The sequence below is a fragment of the Corynebacterium sp. MSK004 genome, from assembly GCF_030232515.1.
Classification (GTDB): domain Bacteria; phylum Actinomycetota; class Actinomycetes; order Mycobacteriales; family Mycobacteriaceae; genus Corynebacterium; species Corynebacterium hesseae.
The window spans coordinates 202,637-217,031 of sequence record NZ_JASPKB010000005.1 but is presented as its reverse complement, the minus strand read 5'-3'; the positions used below and the strand labels follow the sequence as shown (position 1 = coordinate 217,031).

10 protein-coding genes and 1 tRNA gene are annotated in these 14,395 nt (G+C 61.8%); 8 read left to right on the top strand and 3 right to left on the bottom strand.

Annotated features, from left to right (window positions below; genetic code table 11):
- Positions 1–29 precede the first annotated feature (29 nt).
- Genes fdnG through nrfD form a run of 3 tightly spaced genes read left to right on the top strand, consistent with a single transcriptional unit; the run spans position 30 to position 5,446 of the window.
- Entirely contained in the window at positions 30–3,302 is a 3,273-nt protein-coding gene (fdnG, locus tag QP999_RS07790; protein ID WP_246823655.1) for a formate dehydrogenase-N subunit alpha, read from the top strand.
- Positions 3,303–3,311: 9 nt separating this feature from the next.
- Complete coding sequence (locus QP999_RS07785; RefSeq protein ID WP_070524873.1) at positions 3,312–4,355, top strand: 4Fe-4S dicluster domain-containing protein; 1,044 nt, start codon at positions 3,312–3,314, stop codon at positions 4,353–4,355.
- Positions 4,352–5,446 carry an NrfD/PsrC family molybdoenzyme membrane anchor subunit gene (gene nrfD, locus QP999_RS07780; protein WP_070524875.1) on the top strand — a complete coding sequence of 365 codons (1,095 nt, stop codon included), beginning with the start codon at positions 4,352–4,354 and terminating at the stop codon, positions 5,444–5,446. Before QP999_RS07785 ends, nrfD begins: the two co-directional genes overlap by 4 nt.
- Here the strand turns inward: nrfD and selD are convergent.
- Entirely contained in the window at positions 5,436–6,413 is a 978-nt protein-coding gene (gene selD, locus QP999_RS07775) for a selenide, water dikinase SelD (protein ID WP_284848029.1), read from the bottom strand. The two genes, nrfD and selD, sit on opposite strands and share 11 nt — an antisense overlap.
- Positions 6,414–6,448: 35 nt before the next feature.
- On the opposite strand from selD, the gene QP999_RS07770 reads away from it, so the two are divergent.
- From QP999_RS07770 to selB, 3 genes are all read left to right on the top strand, one after another.
- Positions 6,449–6,543, top strand: a tRNA-Sec gene (locus QP999_RS07770).
- A gap of 24 nt (positions 6,544–6,567) precedes the next feature.
- Positions 6,568–7,851: an L-seryl-tRNA(Sec) selenium transferase gene (selA, locus tag QP999_RS07765; protein WP_284848028.1), complete on the top strand. Its 1,284-nt coding sequence runs from the start codon at positions 6,568–6,570 to the stop codon at positions 7,849–7,851.
- On the top strand, positions 7,852–9,642 hold the full coding sequence (gene selB, locus QP999_RS07760) for a selenocysteine-specific translation elongation factor (RefSeq protein ID WP_284848027.1): 1,791 nt from the start codon (positions 7,852–7,854) through the stop codon (positions 9,640–9,642).
- 71 nt (positions 9,643–9,713) lie between these two features.
- Here the strand turns inward: selB and QP999_RS07755 are convergent, their stop codons facing one another.
- Positions 9,714–10,571, bottom strand: a complete 858-nt coding sequence (locus tag QP999_RS07755; RefSeq protein ID WP_284848026.1) for a hypothetical protein — start codon at positions 10,569–10,571, stop codon at positions 9,714–9,716.
- Positions 10,572–10,710: 139 nt separating this feature from the next.
- On the opposite strand from QP999_RS07755, the gene QP999_RS07750 reads away from it, so the two are divergent.
- On the top strand, positions 10,711–12,648 hold the full coding sequence (locus QP999_RS07750) for a BCCT family transporter (protein WP_284848025.1): 1,938 nt from the start codon (positions 10,711–10,713) through the stop codon (positions 12,646–12,648).
- Between the two features lie 9 nt (positions 12,649–12,657).
- A complete protein-coding gene (gene zupT / locus QP999_RS07745) occupies positions 12,658–13,455 on the top strand; it encodes a zinc transporter ZupT (RefSeq protein WP_284848024.1) in 798 nt (265 codons plus the stop codon).
- Here the strand turns inward: zupT and QP999_RS07740 are convergent.
- Positions 13,448–14,368, bottom strand: coding sequence for a DUF808 domain-containing protein (locus tag QP999_RS07740; protein ID WP_284848023.1), 921 nt, complete (start codon positions 14,366–14,368; stop codon positions 13,448–13,450). The two genes, zupT and QP999_RS07740, sit on opposite strands and share 8 nt — an antisense overlap.
- Positions 14,369–14,395: the final 27 nt, after the last annotated feature.

The following is a 14,395-nucleotide window of genomic DNA, read 5'->3' as shown; positions in this document are numbered from 1 at the left end:
ACGCTGGGGCAAGCAAGTAGGTTTAAGGTATGTCACGTTTTAGCCCACTGAACTGGCCCGTCGTGCGCCAGATCCGGAACAAGGATGCCTTCGGTCGCGATGTGTCTACGCAGTCGGCTAAGAGCGAAGATCTGCGCGGACGCACCGTAGATGCGGACCGCGTGGTGCAATCGGTGTGCCCCTATTGCGCGGTGGGCTGTTCCCAGCGCGTTTATGTTAAGGACGACAAGGTCATCCAAATCGAGGGCGATCCGGACTCCCCAATTTCCCGCGGGCGTCTGTGCCCTAAGGGCTCGGCTTCTGAGCAGCTCATTAACTCCTCGACTCGCATTACCACGATCAAGTACCGAGCACCCTATGCCACCGAATGGCAGGAGCTCGATGAAGAGACCGCGATGAACATGATCGCGGACCGCTTCGTGGAATCGCGCGCAAGGCACTGGGAGGACGTCGATAAGCAGGGGCGTCCCCTTAACCGCACGATGGGTATCGCTGGACTGGGCGGTGCGACGCTGGATAATGAGGAGAACTACCTCATCAAAAAGCTGTTTACTGCCACCGGCGCCATTCAGGTGGAAAACCAGGCGCGCATATGACACTCCGCCACCGTTCCTAGTCTAGGAACTTCGTTTGGCCGCGGCGGCGCAACCCAACCGCTGCAGGATATGGCGAATGCGGACTGCATCGTCATCGAGGGTTCAAACATGGCGGAATGCCACCCAGTTGGTTTCCAATGGGTCGTTGAAGCCAAGAAGCGCGGCGCGCGCATTATTCACGTTGATCCGCGTTATACGCGTACGTCTGCCTTTGCGAACCGTCACATCGGTATTCGCGGTGGCACCGACGTGGTGTTGCTCGGCGCGATTATCAAGTACGTGTTGGATAATGACCTGTATTTCCACGATTATGTGGTGAATTACACCAACGCGGCGTCGATAATTTCGCCGGATTTCCAGGACACCGAGGATTTGGAGGGCCTGTTCTCTGGATACGACGCAGAGAAGGGCAAATATGTCACGGACTCGTGGCAATATGTCCAAAAGCCCGAGGGCTCCTCGTGGAACGTGGAGAAGGACATGACGCTGGAGGACCCGAACACGGTCTTCCAGATTCTCAAGCGCCACTACTCGCGCTACACCCCGGAGATGGTGGAGGAGACGTGCGGCATTTCGCCGGAGGACTTCTACTACTTGGCGGATTCCATTGCGCAGAACTCTAACCCGGAGCGCACGACGTGCTTCGCCTACGCTTTGGGCTTTACCCAGCACACTCTGGGTGCACAGTTCATCCGCACCGCGGCAATCCTGCAGCTGCTCATGGGTAACGTGGGCCGCCCCGGTTCCGGCATCATGGCGCTACGCGGGCATGCTTCGATTCAGGGTTCGACGGATATCCCGACCCTGTTCAACTCGCTTCCGGGCTACCTGCCCATGCCGCATGTGGACCAGGAAACCTGGTCGGATTACCTGGATTCTTTCCGCGCGGCGGACCAGAAGGGCTTCTGGCAATTGGGTGAGAACTACGCGGTCTCGCTCATGAAATCCTACTGGGGCGATGCCGCTACTAAGGAGAACGACTGGGGCTTTAACCTCATGCCGCGTCTCTCTGGTGCGCACTCGACCTATGAGACCTTGCTGGCCATGCTGCGCCATGAGGTAGAGGGCTACTTTGTCTTCGGCCAGAACCCGGCGGTGGCGCAGTCCAACGGTGGTATGCAGCGCCGCGGTCTCGCTTCCCTGAAGTGGCTGGTTGTTCGCGACTTCCAAGAGATTGAGACCGCAAGCTTCTGGAAGGACTCGCCGGAGATTAAGAACGGCGAGCTGAAGACTGAGGACATTGCTACTGAGGTCTTCCTCATGCCGGCAGCTACCCACGTGGAGAAGTCCGGAACCTTTACCCAGACTCAGCGCATGGTCCAGTGGCGTTTCCAAGCGGTTCCGCCGCCCGGGCAAGCGCGCAGTGAGGCGTGGTTCTTCTACCAGCTGGGCAAGAAGATTAGGGAGCGCCTCGCGGATTCGACTGATCCGCGCGACCTGCCAATCAAGTCCGTAACTTGGGACTACACCGAAGATGAACACGGCGATCCGAGCTCGGATGAGATTTTGCGGGAGATCAACGGTTACTATCTCGACGGCCCGAAGAAGGGGCAGCTCTTGCCTGCCTTTACAGAAATGCGTACCGATGGCTCCACCTCCGGCGGTTGCTGGATTTACACCGGTGTGTACAAGGACGGCATCAACCATGCCGCGAAGAAGGTTCCGGGTTCGGAGCAAAACGAGGTTGCTCTCGACTGGGGCTGGGTCTGGCCGGCCAATCGCCGCATCCTGTACAACCGTGCTTCCGCAAAGCCGGATGGAACTCCGTGGTCGGAGCGCAAGAAGTACATCTGGTGGGATGAAGAGCAAGGAAAGTGGGTTGGCGATGACGTGCCCGACTTCCCGTTGACGAAGCGCCCGGACTACGTGGCACCTGTCGACGCCATTGGCCCTGATGCCCTCGATGGCGACGATCCGTTTATCATGCAGGCCGACGGCCTAGGCTGGCTGTTCGCGCCGAAGGGATTGTCTGACGGCCCGCTGCCGACTCACTACGAGCCGCAAGAATCACCGGTACACAATGCGCTGTACAAGCAGCAGCAGTCGCCGACGCGTCTGACAATTAAGCGCGAAGACAACCTCTCCCGCCCGGAGCCGGGGGAGCGCGGTGCTGATGTTTTCCCGTTCGTCTTCTCCACCTATCGCCTGACGGAGATGTATACCTCGGGTGCGATGTCACGCCGCCTGCCTTATTTGGCGGAGCTGCAGCCGGGACTCTTCTGCGAGGTGGACAAGGAGCTGGCCGCCAAGCGTGGATTGGTCAACGGTGAGTGGGCCACCATCGTGTCCCCACGCGGTGTCATCGAGGCACAGGTTCTGGTAACGGACCGCATGGAGATGCTTACTATCAATGGTGAGGACTTCCACCAGATCGGTCTGCCGTATCACTACGGAGAATCGGAGACCACCGAGGTAGCCGGCGATGGCGCCAACGACCTGTTGGGCCTGACCCTGGAACCAAACGTATTCATCCAGAATTCCAAGGTGGGCGCGTGCGATATCCAGCCGGGCCGCCGTCCGCGTGGCGAGGCACGTCTTCAGCTCTTGCACGAGTACCAAGAACGAGCGCACCTCACCGTGGACTCCGGCAACCGGATCCTGGATGTTGACGATGCCTTCAGCACTGAGAAAGCAGCTACTGAGGACAACACGGGTGATGATGCGACCGCTGGAAACGTCGCCGACTATGAAGGCAAAGAAAGCTAAGGAGGACCAATGGCTAATCTTTTGACCGAAAAGGCTGATAAGCACGGCTATGAGTCCTATCAGCGCATGGCTTTCTTTACGGATACCTCGATTTGCATTGGCTGCAAGGCCTGCGAGGTGGCGTGTAAGGAGTGGAACCGAAACCCGGTTGAGGGGTACGCGGTCACCGGTGACTCTTATGACAACACTGGTTCGCTGGGCGCCAATACTTGGCGCCACGTGGCCTTCATTGAGCAAAGCAACGAGCGTATTCAACAGGCTCGCGAGGAGGGACGGAAACTTGTTTCGCTAGGCATGCCCAAAGCTTCCGCCCCAAGCATGACCCCGGATACCGATGATTTCCGGTGGTTGATGTCCTCCGACGTGTGCAAGCATTGCACCAACGCTGGATGCTTGGACGTGTGCCCGACAGGCGCGCTGTTCCGTTCCGAATTCGGCACCGTCGTGGTCCAAGATGATGTGTGCAATGGTTGCGGGACATGCGTGGCCGGTTGTCCGTTCGGCGTGATTGAGCGCCGCGATGACGGCGGCGTGACGCTGAAGGCGGATAAAACGGCCACCGTGGACTACCAGGTTCCGGACCACGCGGGCGTAAACGTGTTGGCAAAGCTGAAGCAACTCAAGCCGCAGGGCCCCGACCATACACCGGGACAGGCCATGCCCATTAAGAATCTGGGCGTGGCCCAGAAATGCACCATGTGCTATGACCGCCTGAAAATTGGTGAGCAGCCTGCCTGCGCCAAGACCTGCCCGACGGACTCCATCCAATTCGGCCCCTACGAGGAGATGCTTGCCGCAGCGCGGGAGCGCGTGCGCGTCCTCCACGAGCAAGGGCTGACGGAGGCTCGTCTCTACGGAGCAAACTCGCAAGATGGTGTTGGGGGAACGGGATCAATCTTCTTGTTGCTCGACTCTCCTGAGGTTTATGGGCTGCCGCCGGATCCGCGCGTGCCCACGGCGGATTTGCCGCAGATGTACAAGACCGCAGCGAAAGCTATCGGAGGAATGGCGCTGGCTGTGGCCGGGGCATTCATGTTGGGAGGCCGCAAGTGAGCGAGTTTGATGAGTACCGCCCGCCGCAGGAGCCTAGGCGCAGGCGTGGCGGCGGCAAGAAGCGCCGGCGTGGACGAGTCGGAGCCGGCGCACAGGATGGTTCCAAAGAAGAGCGCATGGCCGAGGACTTCGAGTTCTCCTCGTATTACGGCAAGCCAGTAGTCAAGGCCCCGCCGTGGGAGTGGCCCATCGGCGGCTATTTCTTCCTCGGCGGCGTGGCCGGCGGTTCTGCGATGTTGGCCGCCGGTGCCCAGGCCACTGGGAACGCACCGCTGAAACGCTCGACGCGGTTGACGGCTTTCTCCGCGGCGTCGGTAGGTTCGGTCTTTTTGGTGCTGGACCTCGGCCGCCCAGAGCGCCTGCTCAACATGTTCCGCGTCTTCAAGGTGACCTCGCCGATGTCCATCGGCTCGTGGATCCTGGGCAGCTTCGCTTCCGCCGCGGCCCTGCCCGCGGTCGTGGAAGCGGACGAGCTGGTCGGTGGTGTGCTGCCGGAGCCGCTTCGCCGCCTCCTCAATAAGGCCGCGGGCCCAGCAGGCGCTGTCGCCGGCGTGCTTGGCGGACCGCTGGCGGGTTACACCGCGGTGCTGTTGGCCAACACATCAAACCCGACGTGGAATGACGCGAAGAAGCACCTGCCCTATGTGTTCGTGTCCTCGGCCTCGGCAGCGGCGTCGGGTGCTGTCATGGTCTTTACCCCGGTGGAGAATGCGGGCGCGGCACGAGCGCTCGGTATTACTGCCGCAGCGGCCGATCTGGCCGCGACCCGTGTCATGGAAGCGAACATGGAGCCTGAGCCTCTTCGCCCGCTGCACGAAGGCACGCCCGGGAAACTCATGAAGGCCTCTGAGGCGCTCATCGCCGCGGGTGGGGTGGGAACCGTAATCGCGTCGGCGACAAAGTCGCGCGCGGTGTCGGTGGTATCCGGCGTGGCGCTCATGGCGGGATCCGCGTGCACGCGCTTTGGCGTGCTCAACGCTGGGCTGGAGGCGGTGAAGGATCCGTCGACAAGCATTGGCCCCCAAAAGCGGCGCGCTGAAGCCCGCCGCAGGGCAGAGGGCCTCAGCCATTCGACGGTGACTAGCGGATAGAAATCCGTGCATCGCCCGGCACAGTCCGGCCAATGACTGGGTAGCCGGGAACCTCGCCGATGACGAGGAGTCCACCGGATGTTTGGGCATCGGCGAGGAAAATCAAGTCTTCCTCGCTCAAATCTGTGTCGAGGTGGGGGCGCACCCAATCCAGATTGCGGCGCGAGCCACCCGGGATGAAGCCATCCGCCAAGGCATCCTTGGCACCTTCAATCGCAGGAACAGCTGAGAAGTCCAGCTCTGCGCCTATACCGGAGGCGCGGCACATCTTGTAGAGATGGCCCAGAAGACCAAAGCCGGTGACATCGGTTGCCGCGCGCACCCCGGCCGCCACGGCTGCCGCAGAGGCATCCCGATTAAGCGCGGTCATGGAGTCCACCGCGGCCTGGGAGACATCGCCGGTGGCCTTGTGCTTGTTATTGAGGATGCCCACGCCAATCGGCTTGGTCAGCGTGATGGGAAGCCCTGCTTCGGCGGCGTCGTTGCGCAGGATTTTGTCCGGGTGGACGATACCCGTGGCTGCCAAACCATAGGTGGGTTCCGGTGCGGTGATGGAGTGACCGCCGGTAATGGAGATGCCGGCCTGAGATGCCACGTCCATGCCGCCGCGCAGAACCTCGCGCAAAATGTCGAGACCAAGCACCTCGCGTGGCCAGCCAACCAGGTTGATGGCGGTAATGGGGGTGCCGCCCATGGCGTAGACGTCGGAAAGCGCATTGGCAGCAGCCACGCGGCCCCAGTCGTAGGGATCATTGAGCATCGGCGTGAAGAAATCCGCGGTAGAGATGACCGCCAGGCCGTTTGGGATGCGCACGGCGGAGGCATCGTCGCCGTCGTCAAGCCCCACCAGCACGTTGGGGTCCGCGGTACCCACGAGGCCCTCCACAGCAGACTCGAGTTCTCCCGGGGGAATCTTGCAGGCGCAGCCGCCACCGGCGGCAAAGGACGTAAGTTTAATGTCAGTCATAAGTCCTACTTTAGCCCCGTGTAAGGTGAGCAGACGGAGGCGTACGTGTCCTGGTGGGCGCCCCGGTCTTCAAAACCGGTGAGGCCGAGTATCTCGGTCTGGCAGGTTCGATTCCTGTCCGTCTCCGCCATGTGCGCAGCTAGGAGGAACTTTGATGACTGACCCCCGCCGCTTTATCCCGAAGATGGATGAGATCCTCCAGTACCCGGCGGTGCAGGATGCCCACCACCGCCTGGCGCCGCACTCGGTGCGCGCGATCATCGACGCCGTGCTTGCCGACGCCCGCTCCGGCTCCCTCGCCCCCTCCCAGATTGAGGAGGAGCTGTCCGCCAGGCTCGATGCTGTGCAGCCATATTCCTTGCGCCACGTCATCAACGCCACTGGCGTCATCATCCACACGAACTTGGGCAGGGCTCCTTTACCGCCGGCAGCGGTAGATGCGCTAGTGTCCGCGGCATCGTATACGGACGTTGAGATGGATCTGGACAGCGGCCTGCGCTCACGAGATAGGGGCCGCGCGGCCGTTGATGCGGTATTGGCTGCATGCCCCGGCGCGGAGGATGCGCTGATAGTGAACAACGGTGCCTCCGCGCTGCTGTTGGCTACGGCGGCCTTGGCCCCTGGCAAGGAAGTCATCATCTCCCGCGGTGAGCTCATTGAGATTGGCGCGGGATTCCGCTTGCCCGAGCTCATCGAGTCCACGGCCACCCGCTTGCGGGAGGTCGGCGCGACGAACCGCACGCACGTGGCGGACTATGAGCGGGCGATGGGGGAGGACACGGGAGCCATCTTGAAGGTGCATCCCTCCAACTTCCTGATCAGTGGGTTTACCTCGTCGGTATCGGTTGCTGAGCTTCGTGCGCTTACCGACTTGCCGCTCATCGTGGATATCGGTTCGGGGTTGCTTAGACCAGATGACGCGCTGCCGGCAGAACCCTCCGCCAGCGAGGCTCTTCGCGATGGCGCCGACGTTGTCCTCTTTTCAGGGGATAAGCTGCTCGGCGGCCCGCAGGCCGGGGTGCTCGTGGGCACGAAGGCTGCGATTGCTGCGTGCAAGAAGCACCCGTTGGCGCGGGCGGTGCGCATCGATAAGCTACGGCTCAACGCGCTCGAGGCCTCTCTGTCCACGCCCTCCAACGCCGTGCAGGACGCGCTCCACATTGATCCGCAGCGCCACCGCGAGCGCACGGAGAAGGTGGCAGCGGCAGTTGGCGGTGAGGTCGTCGAACACGCCGGACGCGTCGGCGGCGGCGGGGCACCCGAGGTGCCGCTACCGGGGTGGGCCGTGGCGTTGCCAGAGGAGTTGGCGCGGCCGTTGCGGTTGGGTGAGCCTCCTGTGGTGGCGCGCGTGAATCAGGGACGCTGCCTGGTGGATGTGCGCTGCGTGCCGGAGGTACAGGATGCAGAACTCATCGCGGCATTGCGGGCGGTGATCTAGGTGTATGTAGTGGCCACTGCGGGGCACGTGGATCACGGCAAGTCGAGCCTGGTCAAGGCGTTGACGGGGATGGAACCGGACCGCTGGGAGGAAGAAAAGCGGCGGGGATTGACCATCGACTTAGGTTTTGTGTGGACGAGGCTGGACTCGGGCGCGGACGTCGCATTTGTCGATGTGCCGGGGCACGAGAAGTTCTTGGGCAACATGCTGGCCGGGGTGGGGCCGGCATCGGTGGTTCTCTTTGTGGTGGCGGCCGATGAAGGCTGGCAGGCACAGTCCACAGACCACCGCGATGCTCTGCGCGCTCTGGGAATCGAGCACGGCGTGGTGGCGCTGACTCGTGCTGATAGGGCTGATACTGCCCGCCGGGCAGAGGTAGCCGCGCAGGTCAAAGCAGAACTGGCTGGAACAGCGCTTGCCGACGCTCCCGTAGTCGAAGTCTCGGCGAAGACCGGCGAGGGCGTGGAGAAGCTGCGTGCCGAACTGGACCGGGTTCTCGCCGGTATGCCCACGTCGGATCCGCAGGCGCGCGTGCGGTTGTGGGTGGATCGCGCCTTCAGCGTGAAGGGCGCTGGAACCGTGGTGACGGGAACGCTGGCGGCCGGGACGGTTTCGGTAGGCGATGGCCTTGAGCTCAGTGGGCAACGCGTCACGGTGCGTGGGGTGCACAGTGAGAACAAGGCAGTGGACAGCGCTGCACCCGTCACGCGCGTGGCGCTCAACTTGCGCGGGGTGGCTGCGGACCAGGTTCATCGCGGAGATGCTTTGCTTAGCCCTGGGTGCTGGCGTGTGCTCGACACCGTGGATGTGCGGCGAACGTTCGGTACTGACATGAGCGAGCTTCCGCAGAACCTCGTGGTGCACATCGGCACCGCGGGAGTGGGCGCGCGGCTGCGGCCTTTAAGAGGTGAGTTCGCGCGGTTGACTCTGGAAAGCCCGTTACCGCTTACTTTGCTCGATAGGTTTGTGGTGCGCAGTCCGGGCGGGCGGCACGTCGTGGCCGGTTTAGAAGTGGTGGATGTGCACCCAGCTGAATTAAATAGGCGCGGTGATGCCAAGAAGCGCGCTGTTGAGCTAGAAGCTTTAGAAGCAACGAACCCGGCCCAGTGGCTCAAGCGCTGTGGCTACGCGGAGCTGCGTGGTCTTGTGCGCGACGGCTTTTCTGTGGCAGAGAAGCCGGCGGGAGTCATTGAGTTCCGCGACTGGTGGATCGCCGCCAGTCAGGTCACTGCGTGGAAAGGGGCTTTGATTCAGGCTGTGGAAGCCCATGCCGAGGCGAATCCGCTCTCCCCGGGGCTGACGAAGGCAGCGGCCATGGATGCACTGGGACTGACCGAGCCGGCCTTGTTAGGCCTAGCGGTAGCAGCTGCCAAGCTCGAGACAGTTGATGGCGTGCTGCGCATGCCCGGGCAGACCGTCGACCTCGGCCCCGCGGAGAGGGGAGTGGCGGAGCTCGAGCGGCGACTGCGCGAGGACCCCTTTGCTGCCCCGGAAGCGGAAGACCTCAAAGAGCTGGGACTGGGACCGAAAGAGCTGGCCGCTGCTGAACGCGCCGGTCGCCTGCTCCGGCTGGCTAACGGTGTGGTGCTTCTGCCTTCAGCTCCGCGCGAGGCACTCGCCGTGGTCTCACAGTTGGAACAGCCCTTCACCCTCTCGGAGGCGCGCAAGGCACTTGGAACGACGCGCCGGGTTGCCATCCCGGTGCTGGAGCACCTCGACGCCACGGGTGCGACGCGCCTAGTCGACGGAAAGCGATTCGTGCGCGCGGCAGGGGCAAAGGAACCAAAGTAAAGGCACCATTTGTGGCCGGATTTCGGAGAAATCCCAGGTCAGTGTATTAGGTTAAGCGCATAAGGTGCCAGTTAAAAGGTGTCTTTGGGGGACGCGAAGGCTCGTGGACCGGCCGGCAGCGGTGAGGCAAGGGGATCGGCCGGGGCAGTGAACTCCCAATCGGCATTGGGGTTGAGCACTGGCGGGATGGCAGGCTTGTCTGGGTCGATTGGCAGAGGTGGGGCCGCGGGCATGAAGAGTTCAGCAGGGTGAGCAGGGTCTTCGGGGTCGAGGGGAAGGTCCACTGCGATGCGGCCCGCGGCAGCATAAGCACGGGCGGCAAGGGAGGCACCGGATTGGGTGGCGGCCGCGAACGCGGCGGCCAGCGCTGGGGCATCGGAGAGCCCCGCGCACGGACCGAGGACGAGGTTGTCGTGGGTGGCGAGGACGGTGTCGTCGAGAAGCACGAGCGTCACGAAGAACTGTTCCGTGCCCATCGTGCGGAGCTGATATGCGGTGAGCTCGCCTTCCGCGACGCGAACAAGCGCGCCCTGTCCGCCGTTGAGCAGCGCGGTACCCGCCGGTTGGTTGTTGGCGGGAACCATCCACGGGTCGAGCCCCAAGGCGAGGGCGATCTCCACCTCACCGTCGACAATGTCGACGGTGGCATGCGTCGCCGGGTTCATCGCCGCCGTGCGCAGTCGATTCAGGGCGGGATACTCTGCGGACTCCTCGCCATCGAGTGAACCCAAGAAACCGAAAGCTGAATGTACGCGCCAGCCCCCGGTGGTGGGGTCGGGGAGCAAGGAAACGTCGACGAGCGCAGGCTCCTGCGCCAACCCAGGGATGCTCAACGCGGTGGAGAAGTTCACGTGCTCAAGAACCGCGACGTGCTCGACACCAAAATAAGAAGGAGCTAGCGGATACAGCGCCATAGTTGCGTCAGTCACCTCGTGGGTCAGATGGGAATCGACGGACTTGTCTCAAGCTTACGCAGGAGCCGGATCTCCGATACGGTCGATAGAAGACTTAAACAACAACATATCGAATAAGGAGTGAAGACCCATCACGGCTGATTCTCGTAGTTCGGTGAACAATACCGATCAGAGCAAGAAGCGTACGCGCGAGGCTAAGCGGATTCTTAAAGATATTATCTATCCGCACAACATTCACCCGGCCTTGGTGCCGGGCGTGTCTATCGAGGACCAGAAGGTGAAGTATGGGGTGGACAAGCCCATCTTGATCGTCGTGGGCGGACTCATTGTGGCCTTTGTGGCCTGGGGCGTCTTTGCGCCCGATCAGGTTTTCAACGCCTCCTCCGCGGCCTTGGACTGGGTCATGCGCAACCTGGGATGGATCTTTACCACCCTGGCAACCTTCCTGATGTTCTTGCTCCTCATCCTTGCTTTCTCCAAGTACGGAAAAATCCCCTTGGGCGTGGATGGAGAGAAGCCGGAATTCTCCACTGTGAGCTGGGCAGCGATGCTCTTTGGAGCCGGCATCGGCATCGGAATTATCTTCTTCGGCCCCTTCGAACCGCTGAGCTACTACCTGTCACCCCGGCCCGGCGCTTATGAGGCCGCCAGCGATGACGCCGTCATGGGCGCGATGGCTCAAGCAGCAATGCACTGGGGAATCAATGCGTGGGCAATCTATGCCATCGTCGGACTGTGCGTGGCCTACGTGTCCTACCGCCGCGGGCGAGTGCCGTTGATGAGCTCTATCCTCATGCCGCTTTTTGGCAACCGCGAGACGGACTCCATACCCGCGCGCATCATCGACGGGCTAGCGATCATCGCCACGCTCTTCGGCACCGCGGCAACACTTGGTATTGGAGCCTTGCAGATCGGCCGCGGCGTGGAAATCGTCAGCGGCTGGTCAACCACGGGCAACACGGCGGCACTGGTCATCATCATAGTGCTGTCCATCGGCACGATCTTCTCCGCGGTCTCGGGTGTATCGAAAGGAATCCGCTGGCTGTCCAACATCAACCTTGTCTTGGCGCTCGGGCTCGCGGTCTTCTTCTTTGTCGTGGGGCCCACCGCCTTCCTGGCCAACATGCTGCCCGCCGTCATCATTGAGTACCTCGATGAGATGCCGAGCATGCTCTCCGCCAACATGGGACAAGGCGAAGAAATGGTGTCATTCTTGTCCTCCTGGACCACGTTCTACTGGGCCTGGTGGGTGTCCTGGGCGCCCTTCGTCGGTGTGTTCGTGGCCAAGATCTCGCGCGGGCGTACCATCCGCCAGTACATCTTGGGCGTCTTGCTTATTCCTTCCGCCATCATTGTCTGTGCTTTCACCATTCTGGGCGGAACGACAATCTGGCTGCAGCGTCGCGACGGAGATATTGCGCCCGATGGAACGATTGACTCCATGCCGCCTGCAGAAGATATCTTCTTCACCGTTCTGGATCACCTGCCGGGGTCGCAGATCATGGCGCCGCTCGTGCTCGTCATGCTCATCGTCTTCTTCATCACCACGGCGGATTCCGCGTCCATCGTGAACTCACAGCTCACGCAACGCGGCAACCCGAAGCCGAAGCCCGGGGTCACCATCTTCTGGGTCATGTGCATGGCGGGAATCGCCGTAGTGATTCTTCTCGCGGGCGGCCGTAATGCGCTGCAAGGCCTCCAGAACCTCATCACCGTGACTGCATTGCCTTTCGCGGTCATCATTGTGCTCATGTGCATCGCGTTGATTCGGGAGTTGCGTCACGACCCCGCCGCGATCCGCACGTTCTATGAAGAACAAGCAGTGTCCAATGCCATCATCCACGGCGTGCGGGACCACGGCGATAACTTTGCGTTGGCCATTGAGCCCACAACGGATGATTCCGCCTACGCCACTGGTGCAGACTTTGATTCCACCGCGGTTGAAGTCACCGAGTGGTACGCGCGCACGGATGAAGATGGACACGCCGTGGGCTATGACTATGAGACCGGCGAATACACCGACGACGACCCGACAGTCAAGGACGGCGAGTCACTTGCGCTACCGCCAGAGGACAGCACCGACAAGCTATAGTTTCCCACTATGGATCTAGCCACCGTCGCCTTCGCATTCGGCCTCGTGCTGCTGTCTGGCTTGTCGACGTCCATCGGTGGCGCCCTGGCCGTCGGCAAGCGCGAGCCCGGCCCGAAGTTCATGGCCGCCGCCCTGGGCTTGTCCGCGGGCGTGATGCTCTACGTCTCTTTTATGGAGATCCTGCCGCAGTCCCTAGAGAAGCTGGAAAGCACCCTTGGGGGAGAGGCCACTGCCACGTGGACGATGATGGCGGCGTTCTTCGCCGGCATTGCGGTCATCGCCATTATCGACCGCCTCGTTCCCGAGGAGATTAACCCGCACGAGCCGGCCACTACAGAGGAAGAAGCACGCCGCAAGAGGCTGATGAAGACCGGCATATTCACCGCCTTCGCGCTGGCCATCCACAACTTCCCCGAGGGATTTGCCACATTTCTCTCGGGCCTCGAAGCCCCCGAGATTGCGATCCCCGTTGCTGTGGCCATCGCCATCCACAACATTCCGGAAGGCATTGCGGTTGCGGTTCCCTTGCGCAGCGCCATGGGCTCGCGCACGAAGGCATTTTGGTGGGCCACGATTTCTGGGCTCGCTGAGCCTGTCGGCGCCATTATTGGATTCGCTCTGCTCATGCCGTTCATTGGCCCGATGACGTTTGGCATAAGCTTTGCCGTCATCGCAGGAATCATGGTGTTCATCTCCCTGGATGAGCTTTTGCCCACGGCGGAGGAGACCGGCGAACACCACTGCGCCATCTACGGCCTCATCGCTGGTATGGCGGTCATGGCAGTGTCGCTCGCGATGTTTATTTAACGCGCTCCGCGGTGGCCTTGACCGCCATAATGATGGTGACGATAACGGCGCCCAGAATAAAGCCGCACACCATGGACAAGCCGGTGTCCGCCAACCAGGCGAGCGCGCCATTGCTGATGCTCTCGGTTACGTGGTGGATGAAGCCATAGGGCTGCTCAGCGCCGAACTCGCTCAAGCCCTTGACCACGATGTGGCCGCCGACCCACAACATGGCGGCGGTGCCGATAATGCCGATGACGTTGAGCACGATGGGCATGCCCTTGACTAGGGCGGTACCCACGGCCGAATCGCCATCGTGGCGCTTGAGCAGGGCGAGGCCGATATCGTCCATTTTGACCAAGAGCCCGACGGCGCCATAGACGCCCAAAGTCAGGAGAATTCCGACGGCAACCAAGGCGCCTAGGCGCAGCCAGAAGGGCTGGTCCATGACCTCGTTGAGGGAAATCACCATGATCTCGGCGGAGAGGATGAGGTCCGTGGTGATCGCGGATTTGACCAGGGAATCCTCCGCGTCGGTGCCCTTTTCTTCAACGGTCTGCTGCTCCTCTTCGCCGCGGTGGAGGACGGCATGGAAGATCTTTTCCGCGCCCTCGAAGCACAGGTATGTGCCGCCGCACATGAGGATGGGGGTGAGCGCCCAAGGAGCGATCCACGACAGGATGAGCGCAATCGGCAGGATGATGACGAGCTTGTTGATGAGCGAGCCCTTGGTAATCCGCCAAATCATCGGCAGCTCACGCTGCGGTTTGACGCCTTGGACGTATTGGGGCGTGACAGCGGCGTCATCGACGACGACTCCCGCTGCTTTCACCGAGGTCTTTCCGGCCAATGCTGTTACGTCGTCGACGCTGGAGGCAGCGGAGCGGGCGATCAGGGCGACGTCATCAAGCAGGGCAAAAAGGCCACCGGCCATGGCTCACTTCCTTGTGGTGTAGGGGTA

Excerpts from the sequence above, each read along its gene's own strand:
- selA (WP_284848028.1), top strand. The coding sequence starts at position 6,568 with ATGACTGACCCCCGCCGCTTTATCCCGAAGATGGATGAGATCCTCCAG.
- selD (WP_284848029.1), bottom strand. The coding sequence starts at position 6,413 with ATGACTGACATTAAACTTACGTCCTTTGCCGCCGGTGGCGGCTGCGCC.
- QP999_RS07740 (WP_284848023.1), bottom strand. The coding sequence starts at position 14,368 with ATGGCCGGTGGCCTTTTTGCCCTGCTTGATGACGTCGCCCTGATCGCC.
- zupT (WP_284848024.1), top strand. The coding sequence starts at position 12,658 with ATGGATCTAGCCACCGTCGCCTTCGCATTCGGCCTCGTGCTGCTGTCT.
- QP999_RS07785 (WP_070524873.1), top strand. The coding sequence starts at position 3,312 with ATGGCTAATCTTTTGACCGAAAAGGCTGATAAGCACGGCTATGAGTCC.